Annotated in this window: 19 protein-coding genes and 2 pseudogenes; 18 read left to right on the top strand and 3 right to left on the bottom strand. The window is 58.4% G+C overall.

What is annotated here, in order from left to right; all coding sequences use genetic code 11:
* Nucleotides 1–103: 103 nt before the first annotated feature.
* The 8 genes and pseudogenes from HP062_RS09505 to arsJ form a co-directional block, all read left to right on the top strand.
* A pseudogene (locus HP062_RS09505) lies at nt 104–442 on the top strand (PfkB family carbohydrate kinase); the annotation flags it as partial.
* A gap of 484 nt (nt 443–926) precedes the next feature.
* Nucleotides 927–1,340 (top strand): arsenate reductase ArsC, encoded by a 414-nt coding sequence (locus tag HP062_RS31035; protein WP_077748111.1) that lies wholly within the window; start codon nt 927–929, stop codon nt 1,338–1,340.
* A gap of 9 nt (nt 1,341–1,349) precedes the next feature.
* Complete coding sequence (locus HP062_RS31030; protein WP_010455862.1) at nt 1,350–1,721, top strand: metalloregulator ArsR/SmtB family transcription factor; 372 nt, start codon at nt 1,350–1,352, stop codon at nt 1,719–1,721.
* 27 nt (nt 1,722–1,748) lie between these two features.
* Nucleotides 1,749–2,219 carry an arsenate reductase ArsC gene (locus HP062_RS09495; protein WP_172791330.1) on the top strand — a complete coding sequence of 157 codons (471 nt, stop codon included), beginning with the start codon at nt 1,749–1,751 and terminating at the stop codon, nt 2,217–2,219.
* 112 nt (nt 2,220–2,331) lie between these two features.
* Nucleotides 2,332–3,048 (top strand): arsenical resistance protein ArsH, encoded by a 717-nt coding sequence (gene arsH / locus HP062_RS09490; protein ID WP_010455860.1) that lies wholly within the window; start codon nt 2,332–2,334, stop codon nt 3,046–3,048.
* Between the two features lie 93 nt (nt 3,049–3,141).
* Nucleotides 3,142–3,336: pseudogene (locus tag HP062_RS09485) on the top strand (protein phosphatase); the annotation flags it as partial.
* Nucleotides 3,337–3,359: 23 nt separating this feature from the next.
* Entirely contained in the window at nt 3,360–4,364 is a 1,005-nt protein-coding gene (locus HP062_RS09480) for an ArsJ-associated glyceraldehyde-3-phosphate dehydrogenase (RefSeq protein ID WP_077748114.1), read from the top strand.
* Nucleotides 4,365–4,373: 9 nt separating this feature from the next.
* Nucleotides 4,374–5,594 carry an organoarsenical effux MFS transporter ArsJ gene (arsJ, locus tag HP062_RS09475; protein WP_172791328.1) on the top strand — a complete coding sequence of 407 codons (1,221 nt, stop codon included), beginning with the start codon at nt 4,374–4,376 and terminating at the stop codon, nt 5,592–5,594.
* Nucleotides 5,595–5,862: 268 nt separating this feature from the next.
* Here the strand turns inward: arsJ and HP062_RS09470 are convergent, their stop codons facing one another.
* On the bottom strand, nt 5,863–6,105 hold the full coding sequence (locus HP062_RS09470) for a thioredoxin family protein (RefSeq protein ID WP_010455847.1): 243 nt from the start codon (nt 6,103–6,105) through the stop codon (nt 5,863–5,865).
* Between the two features lie 22 nt (nt 6,106–6,127).
* Nucleotides 6,128–7,570, bottom strand: a complete 1,443-nt coding sequence (locus HP062_RS09465) for a permease (protein ID WP_172791327.1) — start codon at nt 7,568–7,570, stop codon at nt 6,128–6,130.
* Between the two features lie 443 nt (nt 7,571–8,013).
* On the opposite strand from HP062_RS09465, the gene HP062_RS09460 reads away from it, so the two are divergent.
* The 8 genes from HP062_RS09460 (at nt 8,014) to HP062_RS09425 (ending at nt 14,947) form a co-directional block, all read left to right on the top strand.
* Complete coding sequence (locus HP062_RS09460; protein WP_010455843.1) at nt 8,014–8,211, top strand: hypothetical protein; 198 nt, start codon at nt 8,014–8,016, stop codon at nt 8,209–8,211.
* 342 nt (nt 8,212–8,553) lie between these two features.
* Nucleotides 8,554–9,534 (top strand): quinone oxidoreductase, encoded by a 981-nt coding sequence (locus tag HP062_RS09455; RefSeq protein WP_010455841.1) that lies wholly within the window; start codon nt 8,554–8,556, stop codon nt 9,532–9,534.
* A gap of 13 nt (nt 9,535–9,547) precedes the next feature.
* Nucleotides 9,548–10,396: a TauD/TfdA family dioxygenase gene (locus HP062_RS09450; protein ID WP_083376320.1), complete on the top strand. Its 849-nt coding sequence runs from the start codon at nt 9,548–9,550 to the stop codon at nt 10,394–10,396.
* An 87-nt stretch (nt 10,397–10,483) separates the two neighbouring features.
* Nucleotides 10,484–11,536, top strand: coding sequence for a 3-keto-5-aminohexanoate cleavage protein (locus HP062_RS09445; protein ID WP_077748120.1), 1,053 nt, complete (start codon nt 10,484–10,486; stop codon nt 11,534–11,536).
* Between the two features lie 90 nt (nt 11,537–11,626).
* The gene (locus HP062_RS09440) at nt 11,627–12,955 is read left to right on the top strand and encodes an MFS transporter (protein WP_172791326.1); all 1,329 of its coding nucleotides are present in this window, start codon (nt 11,627–11,629) and stop codon (nt 12,953–12,955) included.
* Nucleotides 12,952–13,617 carry a DsbA family oxidoreductase gene (locus HP062_RS09435; RefSeq protein ID WP_077748122.1) on the top strand — a complete coding sequence of 222 codons (666 nt, stop codon included), beginning with the start codon at nt 12,952–12,954 and terminating at the stop codon, nt 13,615–13,617. The genes HP062_RS09440 and HP062_RS09435 overlap by 4 nt, the downstream gene beginning before the upstream one ends.
* Nucleotides 13,614–13,940 (top strand): Rieske 2Fe-2S domain-containing protein, encoded by a 327-nt coding sequence (locus HP062_RS09430; RefSeq protein ID WP_010455834.1) that lies wholly within the window; start codon nt 13,614–13,616, stop codon nt 13,938–13,940. Before HP062_RS09435 ends, HP062_RS09430 begins: the two co-directional genes overlap by 4 nt.
* The gene (locus HP062_RS09425) at nt 13,937–14,947 is read left to right on the top strand and encodes a YeiH family protein (protein WP_010455832.1); all 1,011 of its coding nucleotides are present in this window, start codon (nt 13,937–13,939) and stop codon (nt 14,945–14,947) included. Before HP062_RS09430 ends, HP062_RS09425 begins: the two co-directional genes overlap by 4 nt.
* Nucleotides 14,948–15,087: 140 nt before the next feature.
* Here HP062_RS09425 and HP062_RS09420 read toward each other — a convergent pair whose 3' ends face one another.
* Entirely contained in the window at nt 15,088–16,140 is a 1,053-nt protein-coding gene (locus tag HP062_RS09420) for an AraC family transcriptional regulator (RefSeq protein WP_154501248.1), read from the bottom strand.
* 355 nt (nt 16,141–16,495) lie between these two features.
* On the opposite strand from HP062_RS09420, the gene HP062_RS09415 reads away from it, so the two are divergent.
* Both HP062_RS09415 and HP062_RS09410 read left to right on the top strand, forming a co-directional pair.
* Nucleotides 16,496–17,062 carry an alpha/beta hydrolase gene (locus tag HP062_RS09415; protein WP_010455828.1) on the top strand — a complete coding sequence of 189 codons (567 nt, stop codon included), beginning with the start codon at nt 16,496–16,498 and terminating at the stop codon, nt 17,060–17,062.
* Nucleotides 17,063–17,189: 127 nt separating this feature from the next.
* Nucleotides 17,190–19,193 carry a DUF1302 domain-containing protein gene (locus HP062_RS09410; RefSeq protein ID WP_010455827.1) on the top strand — a complete coding sequence of 668 codons (2,004 nt, stop codon included), beginning with the start codon at nt 17,190–17,192 and terminating at the stop codon, nt 19,191–19,193.
* Nucleotides 19,194–19,201: the final 8 nt, after the last annotated feature.

The following is a 19,201-nucleotide window of genomic DNA, read 5'->3' as shown; positions in this document are numbered from 1 at the left end:
TCAGCTCATCGATCCCTGCTTTTCACCAAGCGTATTGAGTAATTGATTACCGGTCAAAACTGATCAGCCAGCAGTTATCCCTAAAAAAAATGAGGAAATGACGATGGTATTACCTCGCGCAGTAGTATTTGGCGAAGCCCTGACCGACCTTGTCCAAGGCACTCCTGGACAGTGGAAAGGTTACCCAGGCGGTGCTCCCTGGAACGTTGCACGAGCGCTAAGTCGCTTGGGTGTTAACAGCGTTTTTGCTGGGGCGGTGAGCATAGATTCACTGGGTGACGAGATAGTTTCGCAGTCGGAAGCGGCAGCATTAGATATGAGGTTTATCCAACGGGTAGACCGAGATCCTTTGGTCGCCATCGTTCCATCGAGCCGTCCTCCAAGATACTTTTTTGCTGGAGATGCTGATCTGTTTTTTGATCCGGATCTGATGCCAGAAGGATAGATCAAGGGTTGGTTGTGAAGGCGGGAGGCCAGATACTTCCACCTGTGGACCACAATCATTGTGGCGACTGGAATCCGACCTGACATGAGCCTGCTCGCCGAGTTGCGTATAGCACTTGATCCCGCAACTCAAAGCGTACCTCGCCGGTTTGTTGCAAAGCCCAGTGCGCAGCAACCTGACCCGCCCTCGATGACCGGGGCGGCATAGGGGCGACCTTTTTTTTCTTTTGCACATCCAGGTAGTCCTTGAGCCAAGGGCGACCAATTTCTGCGTGAGTGACAGATTTATTACAGAAACCATATATACATCGTCGCAGATATTTTAAGAGGCACGGAAGGCTGGCTAGCGCCTTGATACAAAGCTTTCATTGAAGGTGCTCGGCGGCGTCCAATCGTTTTGATGGATTAATGTTCGTTGGCTCTTTACCTTACATACGGGAAAACATATATTCGTCAAACCGCATATGAGCTGAGGCTTCACAATGACCAGCAAAGCCCGTGTTCTGTTTGTCTGTACTGCCAACGCTGCACGCTCCCAGTTGGCCCAAGCGTTGCTGAGGCATACCGATTCGGAGCATTTCGAGGCGTTCAGCGCCGGCACAACTCCAACTCAGGTAGATCCGCGCACCTTCGAGGCGCTTTCACACATCGGTGTGAGCACCGAAGGATTACGTAGCAAGTCGATAGACGAGTTTCGTGGTGAGCGTTTCGATTACGTCATCACCTTGTGTGATAAAGCCGCTGCGCAATGCCGGTCTTTACCTGGAGCGGGTGAGGCATTGGCCTGGAGTTTTGAAGACCCGGTCACCAGCACCAAACCCGATGCCTTCCGTCACACCCTTCACGAAATTCATGAGCGCATCAAGATGTTCGTCTTGGTCAAAAACAAGCACTGAGAAAACGATATGGCTGACCATCTGACACCGACCACTGTTTTCAAATGCCTTGCTGACGACACTCGGGTCCGCACGATGATGCTCATCACCCGTGAAGGAGAGCTTTGTGTTTGCGAGCTGACCTGCGCGTTGAACGAGAGTCAGCCAAAAATCTCCAGGCACCTGGCGCAACTGCGTACTTGCGGCCTGTTGTCGGACCGTCGGCAAGGCCAATGGGTGTATTACCGACTGCACCCGAATCTCCCTGATTGGGTTCATCAAGTGCTGACCACCGTGCTGGAAAGCAACAAACACTGGTTGAGCCCTGATGCCAAACGCCTTGATGAAATGGGTGACCGTCCTGAACGGGCAGCCGTGTGCTGTGAAAGCAAAATCGCCTGATTCCGTCTTCGACTATGAGATCACTCGATGAAAATCCTGTTCCTCTGCACGGCCAATAGCTGTCGCAGCATCCTTTGTGAGGCGGTTTTCAATTACTTGGCACCGCAAGGCATGAAAGCCTACAGCGCGGGCAGTCAACCCAAAGGCGACGTGCATCCGCTGAGTCTCAAAACTTTGGAAAACGCTGGTATGTCGACGCTCGGGCTGTTCAGTAAGTCCAGCGATGTCCATGTGAATTTGGCACCTGATTTCGTCATCACGGTGTGCGACAAGGCTGCCGGTGAGGCGTGTCCGGTATTTTTCGGACCGGCCACCAAGGCGCACTGGGGGTTGGCTGACCCTTCGGAATACCACGGGACGCAAGAAGAGATCGGGGCGGCTTTTGAAGCCACCTTGGAGCAGATCAAAACCCGTATTGAAGCTTTCTTGGCTTTACCGCTTGCCCGACTGAGTGCCGAACAGCTCAAGGCAGAACTGGACCTGATTGGCAGGCTGTAACCACAGGAACAATGACCATGAGTAAAAACCGCCTTTCCTTCCTGGACCGATATCTGGTTGAAGGGCCGTTGGTTCGATGACTCCAAGAGCGCTGTTGCGCAGGACAAAGACTATGTTTGAAGACGACATCCCCCAACTCGATACCGACCTGGTTGATCTTCCATCGGCTGACAAGCTGGGCATCGAGAAGACCTCCATCCACAAGCCGCGCATTTTGCTGCTGTACGGATCGACCCGTGAGCGCTCCTTCAGTCGCCTGATGGTCGAGGAGGCCGCTCGACTGCTGGAGCACTTCGGCGCCGAGGCGCGGATTTTCAATCCGTCCGGTTTGCCGCTGCCAGATGACGCCCCCGACAACCATCCGCGCGTGAAGGAGTTACGCGAGCTGATGTTGTGGTCGGAAGGGCAGGTCTGGTGTTCCCCGGAGCGTCACGGTTCCATGAGCGCGGTCTTCAAGGCGCAGATCGACTGGGTGCCACTCGCAATGGGTGCGGTACGCCCGACCCAGGGCAAAACCCTCGCCGTCATGCAGGTGTGTGGTGGCTCGCAGTCGTTCAACGTGGTCAATCAGCTGCGAGTGCTGGGACGTTGGATGCGCATGTTCACCATCCCCAACCAATCCTCCGTGCCAAAGGCCTATATGGAGTTCGACGATAACGGCCGGATGAAACCTTCTCCGTTCTACGACCGCATCGTGGATGTGATGGAAGAGTTGGTGAAATTCACGCTGCTGCTTCGCGACCGTCAGGACTATCTGGTTGATCGTTATTCCGAGCGCAAAGAGTCGGCGGAAGAACTCATGAAACGTGTCAATCAGCGCTCCATCTGAGGATTTTTCACCGTGCAACAACACCCATATTCCGTACTTCCCTTGGCACAGCTCAATGGCCAATTGATCTTCACCCCGCAGCGGCTGACCGAAGGGAAAACCATCGCCATCCATTGCAAGGGCGGATCGGGTCGTACCGGTTTGGTCGCCGCTCAACGGTTGATCGAGAGCGGTGTGCCATTCAGCGATGCCATCCGCGATGTTCAGTCGTTGCGTCCACGCGCCATTCAACATCCTGCCCATATCGAATACATCGGCCAGTTCGACACCCAGTCGAACTCCCACTGACAACAGATACAGAGCACAACAACATGACTATCAAAGTTGGCATCAATGGTTTCGGTCGGATCGGTCGCCTCGCGCTGCGAGCAGCCTGGGGCTGGCCAGAATTCGAATTCGTGCAGATCAACGATCCAGCGGGTGACGCGGCGACGCATGCACACTTGCTGAACTTCGACTCGGTGCATGGTCGTTGGCACCACGAAGCCAGCGCGGAAGGCGATCAGGTGGTGATTGGCGGCAAGCGCATCAAGGTGACCGCTAACAAAGCGATTGCCGACACCGACTGGTCGGGTTGCGATCTGGTGATCGAGGCCAGCGGCAAGATGAAAACCGTGGCGGTGTTGCAAGCCTACCTGGATCAGGGCGTCAAGCGTGTGGTGGTTTGCGCTCCGGTGAAGGAAAAAGGGGCGTTGAACGTCGTCATGGGCGTCAACCATCAGTTGTTCAAACCGGCTGAACATCGCATCGTTACCGCCGCTTCGTGCACCACCAACTGTCTGGCACCCGTGGTGAAAGTCATCCACGAGAAACTGGGCATTCGTCATGGCTCGATCACCACTATCCACGACCTGACGAACACCCAAAGCATTCTCGATCAACCGCACAAGGATCTGCGTCGTGCGCGTGCTTCGGGTATGAGCCTGATTCCAACCAGTACCGGCTCGGCCACCGCCATTGCCGAAATCTTCCCGGAACTGCGCGGACGCCTGAATGGTCATGCCGTTCGTGTGCCGCTGGCCAACGCGTCGTTGACCGACTGCGTCTTTGAAGTCGAGCGTGCCACCACTGTTGAGGAGGTGAATCAACTCCTCAAGGACGCCTCCGAGAACGAGCTGAAAGACATCCTCGGTTTTGAGGAGCGTCCGTTGGTGTCCATCGACTACCGCACCGACCCGCGCTCATCGATCATCGATGCACTGTCGACGATGGTGATCAATGGTACTCAAGTGAAGATCTATGCCTGGTACGACAACGAATGGGGCTATGCCAATCGCGCCGTCGAACTGGCCAGACTGGTCAGTCTGGCGGACTAAGGAGCGGTCATGAAAGCGTTGTCAGCCCTCGCTCCGGAAGTGCGGCAGTACTTGCTCGTCACGGGCAACTATTGGGCCTTCACCCTCACCGACGGTGCCTTGCGCATGTTGGTGGTGTTGCACTTTCACGCGTTGGGCTACAGCCCACTGCAAATCGCGGCGTTGTTTCTGTTCTACGAAATCTTTGGCGTGATCACCAACCTGGTGGGTGGCTACCTCGGCGCCCGGCTGGGACTGAATCGAACCATGAATATCGGCCTGGGTATCCAAGTCGTGGCGCTGTTGATGCTGACGGTTCCTGTCGCTTGGCTAACCATCCCATGGGTGATGGGCGCACAGGCGCTGTCGGGGATCGCCAAAGACCTGAACAAGATGAGTGCCAAAAGCTCCATCAAGCTTCTGGTTCCTGACGGGCAGCAGGGCAGGCTCTACCAGTGGGTGGCGATCCTCACCGGCTCGAAGAACGCACTCAAGGGGGTCGGCTTCTTTCTCGGCGGAGCCTTGCTGGCATTGATCGGCTTCAAAGGTGCATTGCTGGCCATGGCGGGTGTTCTGGCGCTGATCTGGATCAGCAGCTTGATACTGCTGAAGAAGGACCTGGGCAAAGCGAAAGCCAAACCCAAGTTTCGCGACATCCTGTCCAAGAGTCGGGCGATCAATATCCTCTCGGCGGCGCGGATGTTCTTGTTCGGAGCCCGTGATGTCTGGTTTGTGGTGGCCTTGCCGGTGTACCTGAGCAGCGTGTTCGGCTGGGACTTCTGGAAGGTGGGTGGCTTCCTTGCGGCGTGGGTGATCGGCTACGGCATCGTGCAGTCGTTTGCGCCCAACATCACTGGCAAGAAACGCGGCCACGTACCGGATGGTCGTGCGGCATTTCTGTGGGCACTTGCACTGGCAGGCTTGCCTGCGGCAATTGCTCTTGGGCTTGACACGGCTTTGTCGCAGCAGATGATACTACTCGGCGGATTGATGGTCTTTGGTGCGCTGTTCGCGGTGAATTCGTCGCTGCACAGCTACTTGATCGTGTCCTATGCCAAGGAAGATGGCGTGTCGCTGGATGTGGGGTTTTATTACATGTCGAATGCGATGGGAAGGCTGATAGGTACAGTACTGTCCGGGTGGGTTTATCAGGTGTATGGGCTGCAAGCGTGCTTGTGGATATCGAGCGCATTCGTTCTGCTCGCAGCACTGATTTCTATCGGGCTGCCAAGGCATGCCGAGGCGATATGAAACTGTCAGGCCGATGAGCCTCTTCGCGCTATGTGCGTTTGGGGGGGTAGAGCCTGAATCAGCAGCTGTCGGAGGTACGCCATGGGCAATTTATCCACATCCCCGCACTGTCTTTCGTGGTGATTGCAGCGTTCGCATTGAGCGCTTGTGATAAAGGCGAGACACCCTCCAAGCGTCCATCCGGTCTGGACAAGACGATTGGAGGGACATGATTTACAGGTGAGTGGCGCAATAACCAGGGGGATGAGGGATATCCTCCTTCAGCGCATCATTGGGCAGTCGAAATCCAGCCCTGGATATCCGCAACAGTCGGAATCTTCCCGCTGCTTACAACCTTCTCGTTGATCACCAGAGCCGGCGTGGCGAGGATGTCATAAGTCATCATCTTGCCCATGTCGGTGATCTTTTCGAATTCGGCCTGGATATTTAGATTCTGCGTGGCTTGACGGGCTACAGCCTCAAGCTTCTTGCAGTTGGCGCACCCTGAACCGAGGATTTTGATGTTCAGCATTGGAAGCTCCTTGGTGTGTAAGTCAGCTTGCTGTTTGTTTACGCTGATAACGTATCAACTGGTAAATTGCAGCGGTTATGGCCAGTGAGGCCGCCATTCCTGCACCAAGGGTAAGCCAGCCGGTGCCGTCGACCCAGGCACCAAATAGCAGGCCTGCCACGATGCTGAACGAAGCGACTAACCCAACATAGGCTGCGGTCTTCTTGCGACCAATCACCGCCGCCACCATGAGCATGCTCTGCAAGCTAAGTTCAGGATCCGCCATCAAGTAGGCCAAGAGCGGACCAGGATGCATGCCGAGATCAAGGAACATGCGGGCGACGGGCACTTCTACCAGGGTTGGGAAGTACATGAACACGCCGAACCCTACCGCTATGGCATTGGCGATCACTGTGTTGCTGCCTGCAAGGCTTTCAATCCACTCGGGTTGAATCACCTGGCGAACCATGCCGACAATGAATACACCCACCACCAGCACAACAAATATCTGCTTGACGAAGCGCCAGGCTTCCCATAGCCAGCCTTGCCAGTCTTCGGCTGGCAGTTTTCGGGCAAAGTACCCAACAGACAGCATGGTCAATGCGACACCGAATACACGACCCGTGAAGGTAAAGGCTAATGTGCCAGGTTCTGGCGTCAGTCGCATTGACGCGATCAGCAAGGTACTAGCGGTCAGCCCCAGCGCAACCCATGTCCAGTTGTTGGCACCTTCAGTGATGTTATCCAGACCACGTTTGGCCGTGGCGGCAATCATCAGGAGTAGGGCGATGAGAACAGACCCTTGGAAGCTCACGCCTTCTTCTCCTTTACTGGCGTCGTATGGAACCCAGTCAAACAAGGTGTCTTGCCACGACTGGGGCCAGAAAAGCGGGACTTTGAAACTGATCAGATCTGCCGTCAGGGGCCACAGTTTCAAGGTGCCCGCAATCAGCAAGGCCACCAAAGATAGCAGTACGCCCAGTGCAGGCCCGGAAACGCTGGCCTTCTCTGCGAACAGGGCATCCGCCTGTGCGTCGTGGGTCAGGTCGTCTTTCCAGAATAGGGTAGCCATCAGCAAGCCAATACCGATGCCGAAGATCAGGCAGAGGATCAGACGGGCGATTGCAAACTCCGCTCCCAGAATATTGCCTGTATAGGCCAAGGCCATGATGTTTCCTGCGGGAGCAAAAAACAGGAAGGTGATCGCCGGGCCGATACCTGCTCCTTTGCGGTAAACGCCCGCGAACAAAGGAACAATTGTGCATGAGCAGACGGCAATCAGTGACCCGGCTAGTGCCGCCGCAGGGTAGGAAACGTAAACAGGTGCATGTCGACCTAGCCAGTGAGTGATGCTGGCTTTAGGAATAAGTGCTGTCATGGCCCCGGCGATAAAAAACGCCGGCAACAGGCAAAGAAGGACGTGGGCTGCCAAGTAGGAAGCCAGACTGCCGGCTCCGCCATTGAATAGCTTAAGTACGAGGTCCATGGAGAGCCCTCAATCCTTAGCGTTAAGGTCAGGTTTTATGGTATCCGCTGTGCGTTGACCGGGTTTGACTTCGATCAGTTGCACGCAGAAAAATTTTTCAAGGATGTGGTGCTGAAAGACCGATTCAGGGGCGCCTCCAGGGTGGCTATCTCGATCAACCGGAAACGCTGCGCATAGCCTCCGAAATGGGAGTCAGGGCCCACCGTTCAACGGTTAACCTCAACGCTTGTCATGAAACGCGTTGTGCAAGGTCGACCTCTGCCTCTATAGCGTGAGACGCAGGTGAAAAGGTCGGGTTATGACTTTTCGGGCTTGTTATGCCGGCGGTCTGCTGTTGTATCCGAGTTCACACTGCCGTTCGTCCAGTGCCCGGCACTAGCAAGGCTTGGCTTCTCTCTGATGTTCATGCACCGACATCCCGTGCATCAGAACGGAGAGCCAGCATGGACATTGATGAAAATGCCCCAGGAAACAAATCCCAACAGGGCGTCACGGGCGGGACTGATAACGAAACAGGCCATGATCCAAAGGAGAATGAACCTGAGGTTCCGCTGCCAGGGGGCGACGAGGCGCCTGTCGATGAAGAAATGGCCGATGTGGATGCCAATAATTCAGTATCGAGCGAGCATCCCAAGCCTTAAGTCGATTGAAAGTTGGGTTTCAGCAAATTGACCAAGCCTTATGCTTCAAAAGAAAATCCTTGTGGCACGGGTACCTGGTAAGTCACCTGCTGTTTGAGAACCCCGCCAATGTGCGGGGTTTTTTGTGTCCGGGTTTTGAGTGTGAGAGCCCATACAGCCGGCCGTGGCGCGTCAATTGAATTGCGCTATGGCGCTGACCGGGTTTGCGAAGAAGGGGGCGCCAGTGGCCAATTGTCATGAAATGAAAAGCCATTGTCGTCTGATGAAAAGCAGCTGGCCAGGCGGCGTCCTACAGTCCAATCAGCGTAAATCGACGCTGCACAGACTGGAGAATAAGAAAAAATGGCCAAAGCCGTACGCTTCTACGAAACCGGTGGTCCCGACGTTCTTTGTTATGAAGAGGTCGATGTCGGCGAACCCGGTCCGGGCCAGGTCCGTCTTCGTCATGTGGCGGTCGGCCTGAACTATGCCGACACCTATTTTCGTAATGGCACTTACCCGATCCCGATGCCCAACGGCATGGGGGTTGAAGCGTCCGGTGTGGTCCAGGCCATCGGCGAGGGGGTGACTAACGTTCAGGTGGGGGATCGCGTCACCTACACCGGATTTCTCAATACCTTGGGCGCCTACAGTACCGAGCGACTGATTGCGGCCGCGCCGCTGATCAAGCTGCCGGAAACCATCAGTTTCGAGACGGCCGCCGCCATGACCATGCGTGGCCTGACGTCGTCGTACCTGATGCGGCGCATTTATGATTTCAAGGCCGGCGACAGCATTCTGCTGCACGCCGCTGCCGGTGGCGTGGGGCTGATCGTTTCACAGTGGGCCAAGCTGCTCGGCCTGACCGTCATCGGCACTGTGTCCACCGAGGTCAAGGGTGAAATTGCCCTGGCCCATGGTTGCGACCATGTCATCAATTACAGCCACGAAAATGTCGCCCAGCGCGTGCGCGAGCTGACTGCCGGCGTGGGAGTCAACGTGGTGTTCGACAGCGTTGGCAAAAACACCTTCATGGGATCACTGGATTCGCTCAAGCGTCGGGGACTGATGGTCTGCGTTGGCACCGCATCCGGTCCGATTCCGGCTTTCGACCCGGTGATGCTGGCGATGAAGGGCTCACTGTTCCTGACCCGTCCGGCGCTGGCCGACTACATCGCCGATCCGGCAGAGAAAGCTGCCCTGGCCGGCGAGCTGTTCGACCACGTCGGCAGTGGTCGGATTAAGATCGAGATCAACCAGCATTATGCGTTGGAGGACGCCGTACAGGCCCATCGCGACCTTGAGTCACGCAAAACGACGGGCTCGTCGATTTTCGTCATCTAAGGAGCGATCTGCCATGAAAGTCGAACAATTGACCTGCAGCATTGGCGCCGAACTGATCGGCGTAAATCTTGCCGACGCGGTCCATGACGACGGTCTTTTTTGCGAGATTCGTGCTCAGTTGCTTAAGCATCGGGTGGTGTTCCTGCGCGATCAGGACATCACTCGCGCCGAGCACGTGGCCTTCGCCCGCCGCTTCGGTGAGTTGGAGGACCATCCGGTGGCCGGCAGCGATCCGGATCATCCCGGGCTGGTGCGCATCTACAAGAATCCGGACCAGCCGATGGACCGCTACGAAAACGCCTGGCACACCGACGCGACCTGGCGCGAGGCGCCGCCGATGGGCTGCGTGCTGCGCTGCGTAGAATGCCCGCCGGTGGGCGGCGACACCATGTGGGCCAACATGGTCGAGGCTTACGCGCGTTTGCCGGAGGACGTGAAGGTGAAAATTGCCGACCTGCGCGCCCGCCACAGCATCGAAGCGAGTTTCGGTGCTGCCATGCCAATCGAAAAGCGTCTGGCGCTCAAGGCGATGTATCCCGATGCCGAACACCCGGTGGTTCGCACCCACCCGGAAACCGGGGAAAAGGTGCTGTTCGTCAACGCCTTCACGACGCACTTGAGCAACTACCACACCCCCGAGCGGGTGCGCTTCGGCCAGGACGCCAACCCTGGCGCGAGCGAGTTGCTGCGCTACCTGATCAGCCAGGCCTACATCCCCGAGTATCAGGTGCGCTGGCGCTGGAAGCCCAACAGCATCGCCATCTGGGACAACCGCAGCACCCAGCACTACGCCGTCATGGATTATCCGCCGTGCCATCGCAAGATGGAGCGTGCCGGAATCATCGGCGACAAGACCTACTGATCGACCCCTTCTGCATTCGCACTCGTAAACGCGTCTGCCCGGCACGATCCCGGGTGGGCGCGACAATCATAAGAACAGGAGTAACTCATGCAATTTTTTGACGATTCCCTGCACCCGGAAAACATGGAAAAGGTGGTCATCACCGTGGCCCCGTACGGCCCGGAATGGATGCCGGAAGACTTCCCCGAAGACATCCCGCTGACCATGGATGAACAGGTGCAAAAAGCGGTCGAATGTTATGAGGCCGGGGCCACCGTCTTGCACTTGCACGTGCGCGAGCTGGACGGCAAGGGTTCCAAGCGCCTGTCCAAATTCAACGAATTGATCGCCGGTGTGCGTGAAGCCGTGCCGGACATGATCATCCAGGTCGGTGGTTCGATTTCCTTCGCGCCGGAAAGCGATGGCGAAGCCGCCAAGTGGCTGTCTGACGATACGCGACACATGCTGGCCGAGCTGACGCCAAAACCGGATCAGGTCACGGTGGCTATCAACACCACCCAGATGAACATCATGGAGCTGCTGTATCCGCAGTACCTGGAAGGCACGTCCCTGGCCAATCCCCTGTTTCAGGCCGCCTACAGCGAAATGACCGTTCCGGCAGGTCCGGCCTGGGTCGCCGAACACCTCAAGCGTCTGATGGACAACGGCATCCAGCCGCACTTCCAGCTGACCGGCATGCACGCGATGGAAACCCTCGAGCGTCTGGTGCGCAGGGGCGTCTACAAGGGCCCGTTGAACCTGACCTGGATCGGCATTGGCGGCGGTTTCGACGGCCCCAATCCGTTCAACTTCTTCAACTTCATCCACCGCGCGCCGGACGGTTGCACCCTGACCTCCGAGTCGCTGCTCAAGAACGTCATGCCGTTCAACACCATGTCGATGGCCATGGGTCTGCACCCGCGAGTGGGCAATGAAGACACTATCATTGATCACAAGGGCGATCGTTTCGGCTCAGTTGCGCAGATCAGGCAGACCGTGCGTATCGCCCATGAACTGGGTCGCGAAATCGCCACCGGCAAAGAAGCCCGTGAGATCTACCGCATCGGCGTGCAGTACCAGAGCATCGAAGAAACGCTGTTGGCCAACGGCATGGCCCCCAACCGCAAGGCTGGGCAGAAAGGTGTGCCGCAACGCGGCTGATCGGCAGACGCAGCGGGCGGTCAGGCCTCCCGCTCGCTGCACTGCAACACGCTTGATAACAACAATAAAACAAAGCTTTGAGGAGGCTGCATGGCCTTTCACCCAATCGCCGCAGACGATGACGACACTGCTGTCGGTGTTGCGCGACCGTATGCCTGGATCGTCTTCGCACTGACGTTCGGGCTGTTGATATCCGATTACATGTCGCGCCAGGTCTTGAACGCGGTGTTTCCGATGCTCAAGGGCGAATGGGCACTGAGCGACGGCCAGCTTGGCTTGCTCAGTGGCATTGTCGCGCTGATGGTGGGGCTGCTGACATTTCCCCTGTCATTGCTGGCGGATCGCTTTGGCCGGGTCAAGAGCCTGGCGCTGATGGCCTTGCTGTGGAGTCTGGCGACGCTGGGTTGCGCCGTGGCGCAGGACTTTCAGCAGATGTTCATTGCACGATTCATGGTCGGCGTTGGCGAAGCGGCGTACGGCAGCGTCGGCATCGCAGTCGTCATTTCGGTGTTTCCCAAGCACCTGCGTGCAACGCTGGCCAGTGCCTTCATGGCGGGCGGCATGTTCGGTTCGGTATTAGGGATGGCGCTGGGCGGTGCAATCGCCGCCAAACTTGGCTGGCGCTGGTCGTTTGCCGGCATGGCGTTGTTCGGCCTGCTGCTGGCCGTGCTTTACCCGGTCATCGTCAAGGAGGCGCGCATTGCGCCGCAACGTGCCGCCCAGGCGGCGAACAAGGCGGCGGCAGCCGTCAAGCGTCCGTTGCGTACGCTGTTTTCCAGCCGTTCGGTGATCGCTGCCTACATCGGCAGTGGCTTGCAACTGTTCGTCGGCGGCACAGTGATTGTGTGGATGCCCAGTTACCTCAATCGCTATTACGACATGGCCACGGACAATGCGGGCGGCGTCGCGGCCATTATCGTGCTGTGCAGCGGGGCCGGGATGATCCTGTGCGGCATGCTCAGCGATCGACTGTCGCGCCATTCGCCGGAGCGCAAAGTCACTTTGGCCATCGCCTATTGCCTGGGCAGTTGCCTGCTGTTGTCGGCGGCATTTGCCCTGCCGGCAGGGCCTGTGCAACTGGCGCTGATCTGCCTGGGCATGTTGATTGCCGCCGGCACGACTGGCCCTTGCGGAGCGATGGTTGCCAACCTGACCCATTACTCGGTCCACGGCACGGCCTTCGCCACGCTGACCCTGGCCAACAACATGCTGGGGCTGGCGCCTGGGCCGTTCATTACCGGCAGGGTCTCCGACCTCATTGGCTTGCAGGCTGCTTTTCAATGGGTGCCGCTGGTCAGCATCGCGGCTGCGGCCGTGTTCTTTTATGCCAAGTGTCATTACCACAAGGACATTGCCCGGCTTAAGGGCGAGCAAGTCCACGATTCGGTTAGCAAAGCAGTGTTAGAGGTGAAGTTGTGAGTAGTCGTCGTTTACGTATTGATGTGTTCTTCGATTTCATCTGCCCCTGGTGCCTGATCGGCAAACGCCAATTGGAGCATGCGCAAGTACAGTTTCGCAGTCGCCACCCGGATGTGCAGGTCACCACGGTGTGGCATGGCGTGCAGTTGCTGCCTCAGTTGCCGGTACAAGGGGAGCCCTTCGCCGATTTCTACCGCAAACGCCTGGGCAATGCCGAGGCTATGACCATGCGCCAGGCCCAGGTACAGCAGGCTGCGGCGGCGGTTGGACTGACCATCGACTTCAGCCGCATCGAGACAATGCCCAACACCGCAGACGCCCACCGTTTGTTCGAACGCGTCAGCGTACTGGGCAATGCTACTCAGCGTGAAATGTTGCTCGAACGGCTGTTCGCCGCTTATTTCCGCAAACGCGAAAACCTGGGGTGCCGCGAGACCTTGCTCGCCATTGCCCGCTCCTGCGGCGTTGATGCGCAGGTGGTGCTCGATTGCCTGAAGGGCGACGCCACGCCATTTGACGGCTTTCCCGGCGCGACCAGTGGGGTGCCGGGCTTTCAGTTCGACCGTCGCATGACGATGGTCGGTGCACAACCTGCTCAGGCGCTGCTCGGGGCCATGAACCAAGCCCTGAAAGAAAGTGATCACGAGCGGCAACCTGCATGAACCGACGTATCCCCGTGCCTGCCGGAAAGCTCCCGCAGGCGGGCGGTCGTGCACTGTTCGAATTCGATGACAAAAGCCTGGCGTTATTCAACGTCGAAGGTGACGTGTTCGCCGTCGACGACAGTTGCCCCCATCAAGGCGCCTCGCTGTGTGGCGGGCGCCTTGAGGGGTGGGTGATTCAGTGCTGCGCCCATGGCCTGCGCTTCGATTTGCGCAGCGGTTACCTGCTTAATTCCACCGCAGTCAAAGTCGCCAACTACCCGGTTGAGATCATCGACGGCCAGGCTTTCATCGTTATCGTTCCCGAGGAGGCCGCGCCATGAGCGCCATCGCTCTCACCCGTATCCACAGCCGAACGCGCGAACTGGCGCCGGGCTTTATCGTCAGTTTGATCGTTGCAGCGGCTGCGTCCTTTTTGTCCGAGCACTACGGCGCGCCGGTGATGCTGTTCGCTTTGTTGCTGGGCATGGCGCTGAACTTCCTGGCCGGTGACGGTGTTTGCAAGCCGGGCATCGAGTTCACCGCACGCACCGTGTTGCGCATTGGTGTGGCGCTGCTGGGCATGCGCATCACCCTCGAACAGATGGCTGCGCTGGGCTGGAAGCCTGTGGCGCTGGTGGTGATTCTGGTGGTGGTGACCATCGGCGTTTCAGTGATCGCAGCCAAGGCGCTGGGCTTTCAGCGTTTGTTCGGCATGCTCACCGGCGGCGCCACAGCGATTTGTGGGGCATCGGCCGCGTTGGCGCTGGCGGCGGCATTGCCCAATCATCCGCAGAAAGAACGCGCGACGTTATTCACGGTGATCGGGGTGTCGGCGCTGTCGACCCTGGCGATGATCGTGTATCCGATGATTGCCAACTGGCTGTCGTTGTCGCCACAAGTGGCGGGCGTGTTTCTGGGGGCGACCATTCACGATGTCGCCCAGGTCGTCGGTGCCGGTTACAGCATGTCGACCGAGACCGGCGATACGGCCACGGTGGTCAAGTTGATGCGGGTTGCCATGTTGCTGCCGGTGATCGTGTGTGCCGCCATGATCACCCGCATGCAGGGCGCCGACCCGACCGGCAAACGACCTCCGCTGCTACCTTGGTTCGCCGTCGGGTTTCTGATGTTGGCCTGTATCAACAGCACCGGCTGGGTGGCCCCGGTGGTGCAAGGGTCGGTCAACGAGTTGTCGCGCTGGTGCCTGGTGGTTTCCATCAGCGCCCTGGGTATGAAAACCCAACTCAAGGAGCTGGCGGCGGTGGGCATCAAGCCGATTTTGTTGATGGTGGGGGAGACGGTGTTCCTCGTCGTGCTGGTGCTGTTGTTGCTGCGCTGGGGAATGTAGGTACACAAACTTGTGGCGAGGGAGCAAGCTCCCCCGCCACAGGACTCCTCGGCCGGTGTCACAGACACCGGTTCTTTTGCGGCGACTGTACCAGCAGTCGCCGCTTTTTTTTGCAAAACGCCGGGTCTGTTGCGTTCGGTTCAGGGTTCGCTGGAGCCGGGCAGGGTGGTCAGCTCCGGCGGTGCTTTGACGGTGTGCTTTTGCGCACTGCGCCATGCCGCGGGCGGCATGCCGAACTGGGTGATGAACCAGCGTGTAAAGGAACTCGCCATGGAGTAGCCGAGCATGTCGGCGATCCGGCCCAACGAGTAATTCGGGTTTTCCAGGTAGCGCAACACTAGGTCGCGGCGCACGTCGTTGATCAGGTCGTTGAAGGCGCAGCCGTCGTCTTTGAGGCGGCGCTGCAGGGTCCGAACGTTCATGCCCTGGGTCTGGGCGATCTGCTCGATGGTGGCGCGCCCCATCGGCAACAACAGGTAGATGGCTTTGCGCACCTCGAACAGCATCGAAGGGCCTTCGTGGCTGAGCAGCGAGTCAAGGTAACTCTGGGCGTAGCGCGCCATGGCCGGGTCGGCATGGGGGTTGGTCATGTCGAGGCTGGCATTGGGGCAGACGATGCCATTGAACTCGCTGCCGAACTCCAGTTTGCAGCCGAACAGGCGGCGATGCAGTTGCAGGTTGTCGGGAGGCTGGTGCGTGAAGTTGACGCTGTAGGGATGCCAGTGTGCGCCGAGCAGGGCGGCGCACAGGCGGAACATCACCCCGATGGCCAGTTCATTGGCTTGTCGGCAGGGCATCGGCGATTCGGTGACCACCTCTTCGCGAATGATCACCATCTTGCCTGCCTCCTCGATGAAGAGGGCCAGCGAATCGTTCATCAGATGACGGTAGTGCACCAACACTTGCAACGCATCACGCAGCGTTCGCTGATGAGAGAGCAACAGGCTGACCACACCGAAGTCCGAGAGCTGGCGCGACTCGGCCATGCTCAAGCCGAAGCTCTGGCAGCCGCTGGCGGCGGCTGAATCCTCCAGCAACCGCACGGCGGCGTCGATGGGGATGCGATGTTCAGGAGCTTGCAATATGGCTTTACTCAAACCGACGCCGGCCAGTACGTCTCGGGGGTTGAACCCCAGGTACTGGGTGACCTCCAGGTAGTTGGTCAAGACGGCGGCGCGAACAAGCTTGGGCATGCGAAGGTCTTTCCTGGGCCGGTTGCGATTCAAATGAGCGTGGCGACTATATCCAGCACTTCAGCAATTGAACAGTTGTGACAACGTCGAGGGCGCTCGCCTGGTGCTGGCCGGAATCACATCGTTGCAGTGTAAAAATCGACACGCACCCATTGATTACAGTGAGCTGGAGAGAAGCTGCGGGGATATTCGACCAATGGTCGCTGCGCGACAACACGCGGAATTTTGTCATGAAAAGAAAAGTGCCTGACGTCCAATGAAAAGCGCCTCGGTCGGGCGCTCTTTAATGTCACTCCTACACAAAGCCCCTGGCCAATAGAGCCAGTCGAGTCATCGAGAAAGCGAAGGTGTTGACGTGGACAAACTGCAAACTGCCGCAACCGTTGTGATCGTACCGGGTCTGCGTGAGCACGTTGCCGAGCATTGGCAAACGTTGCTTGAATCCAGGCTGTGCAAGGTGCGCAGTGTGCCGCCGCTTGAAACCGACAAGCTTGATTGCAGCAAGCGGGTCGAAGCCATTCAGCACACACTTGCGCAGATCGACGGGCCGGTGATTCTGGTCGCTCACAGCGCCGGCGTGCTAATGGTTGCGCACTGGGCTGCGCGTCACAGTCGGCCGATCAAGGGCGCGCTGCTGGCCGCTCCGCCGGACCTTGATGCCCAATGGCCGCAGGGCTACCCCTGCGCTGAAACCCTGCGTACCCAGGGTTGGGACCCTCTACCCAAAGGCCGGTTGCCGTTCCGCAGTCTGCTGGCCGCCAGTACCAACGACCACCTCGCCAGTCTGGACGCCGCCACGCGCATGGCCGAAGGCTGGGGCAGCGAGCTGCTCAATCTCGGCGAAGTCGGTCATCTCAATCCTGCTGCCGGGTATGGGCGCTGGCCACAAGCCGAAGCTCTCATCCTCGAACTGGACCGCTGATTCAGGCGCCGGTTGGCCCGCGCCATCCGGCATTTGCCCTCACTCCTGAAAACGTAAACCCCTGGAACAAGGGGTTGCGCGAGGGCGGCTGCGCTTAAAACAAATACAAAAAGGCGGAGACAACGCAATGCACAACAATAAGAGTCACGGGTTCGCACCCTCGCGTTACACCTTGTTGGCCTCGGCCATTCTGGCCGCAGGCGTGCCGGTCGCGCAGGCGATCGAGCTCGACACCGGGAACCCGGACTGGACCGTGCGTTTTGATAACACTGTGAAGTACAACTACGGCGTACGCACCGAAAGCGCCGACAAGCGCATGCTGGCAACGCCGAACAACAACGACGGCGACTACAACTTCCGCAAGGCCGGGACCAACATCACCCACCGTGTCGACCTGTTGACCGAGATGGATGTGGTTTACCAGAACCACATGGGTTTCCGTGTGAGCGCTGCCAGTTGGTACGACAAGGCCTACGAGAACACCGGTTCCAATTCCAATCCGTTCGTCAACGGCAACGACGCAAGGTCGGGGCTGGTCGCCAACGACCCACGTCTGGCCGCGGTCACCCGTGACAACGTCGGCAATGGCAGCCCGCACCTGAGCAACTACGCCCAGCGTTATTACACCGGTCCTTCCGGCGAAATCCTCGACGCCTTCGTGTTCTACAGCACCGAAGTGGGCGAGGAGTCGCTGTTAAGCGTCAAGGCCGGTCAGCATAACGTGTTCTGGGGCGAGACTATTCTCAACCCGGTGCACTCGAACAGTTACGGCCAATCGGGCCTGGACCTGGCCAAACTGGCTGCCTCACCCGGTACCGAAGCCAAGGAACTGTTCGTTCCGCGTAACCAGTTGTCGATGTCGTTCACCGTCAATCCCGAGTTGACCGTAGGCGCTCAGTATTTCCTGGATTGGGACGCCGCGCGCCTGCCGGAAGCCGGTACTTATTACGGCGGTTCCGATCTGGTCGGTTTCGGTGCGCAATCCTTCCTGCTGGGCAACACCAATGGCGTGGTGCCGGGCAGTCCGCTGGGGTGTGGTCTGGCACCCTGCAACGGTTTGACCAATGTGCGTCGCGGTCACGACCTGACGCCGGACAAGCGCGGAGACTGGGGGATTATGGCCAAGTGGTCGCCAGCCTGGCTGGACGGGACCCTCGGCGTTTACTACCGCGAAACCTCGGAAATCCTGCCGCAAGCCTGGCTGGATGCCAGAGGCCTGAGTTCGGCCAATCCCAACGGCACCCGGCCGGCAGGGCAAGTGCCTGCGGTGGTCAACACCCTCAACTCGCTGAGCACCGCCACCTATCAAATGGCCTATGCCGACAACATCAAGATCGTTGGCCTGAGCCTGTCCAAGGACGTGGGCGGGATCAGCGTCGGTTCGGACCTGAACATTCGTCACAATATGCCGTTGGCCAGTATTCCGGCGGTTGTCAGCACTAACAGTCCGCTGGGCCTGGGCGCAGGTCTTGGCCTGTTGCCTGCGCGCACGGCTGCCACCGGCGTGGTTTATGACACCCCGCAGAAGGGCGACAGCATGGCCGCCACCGGCGACACCTTGCACTGGACGCTCAACGGCCTGATGACCATTGCTAAAACGCCTGTGTTCGATTCGGCCACTCTGCTGGGCGAGCTGTATTACAGCAACCTGCTCAAGCTCGATAGCAACAACGAGGCGCTCTACAAGGGCAAGGACACCTATCGCGGCATCGACCAGCCGACCCGGGACAACTGGGGCATCGCGGTCAACTTCACCCCGACCTGGTACCAGGTGTTTCCCGGTGTCGACCTCAACGCACCGATGTCCATCAACGTCGGTCTCGATGGTGTTTCACCGGTCTCCGGTGGCGGCGCCAAAGACACCGGTAACTACGCCATCGGCCTCGGGGCCGTTGTGTACAACAAATACTTTGTCGACCTGAAGTACGTGGACTCATTCGGCAAGGCCGACAAGTGCAACGTCAGCGGCGTGAGTACCGGCCCGACCGGAGGCGACGGCGCTGCGCCGAATGCCTTTAGCGGTAACGAAAACTACGCCTGTTACGCCGGTGGCTACTCCGCCTTCTCCGGTGGCGGGGCCACGACTGAGGACCGTGGAGCCGTTTACCTGACGATGAAAACCACTTTTTGATTCACCAC

It is taken from the genome of Pseudomonas sp. B14-6, from assembly GCF_013260315.1.
In the GTDB taxonomy this organism is placed as follows: Bacteria; Pseudomonadota; Gammaproteobacteria; order Pseudomonadales; family Pseudomonadaceae; genus Aquipseudomonas; species Aquipseudomonas mandelii.
Note: the sequence above shows the minus strand (reverse complement) of the source record. Positions and strands in the feature narration are given on the sequence as shown.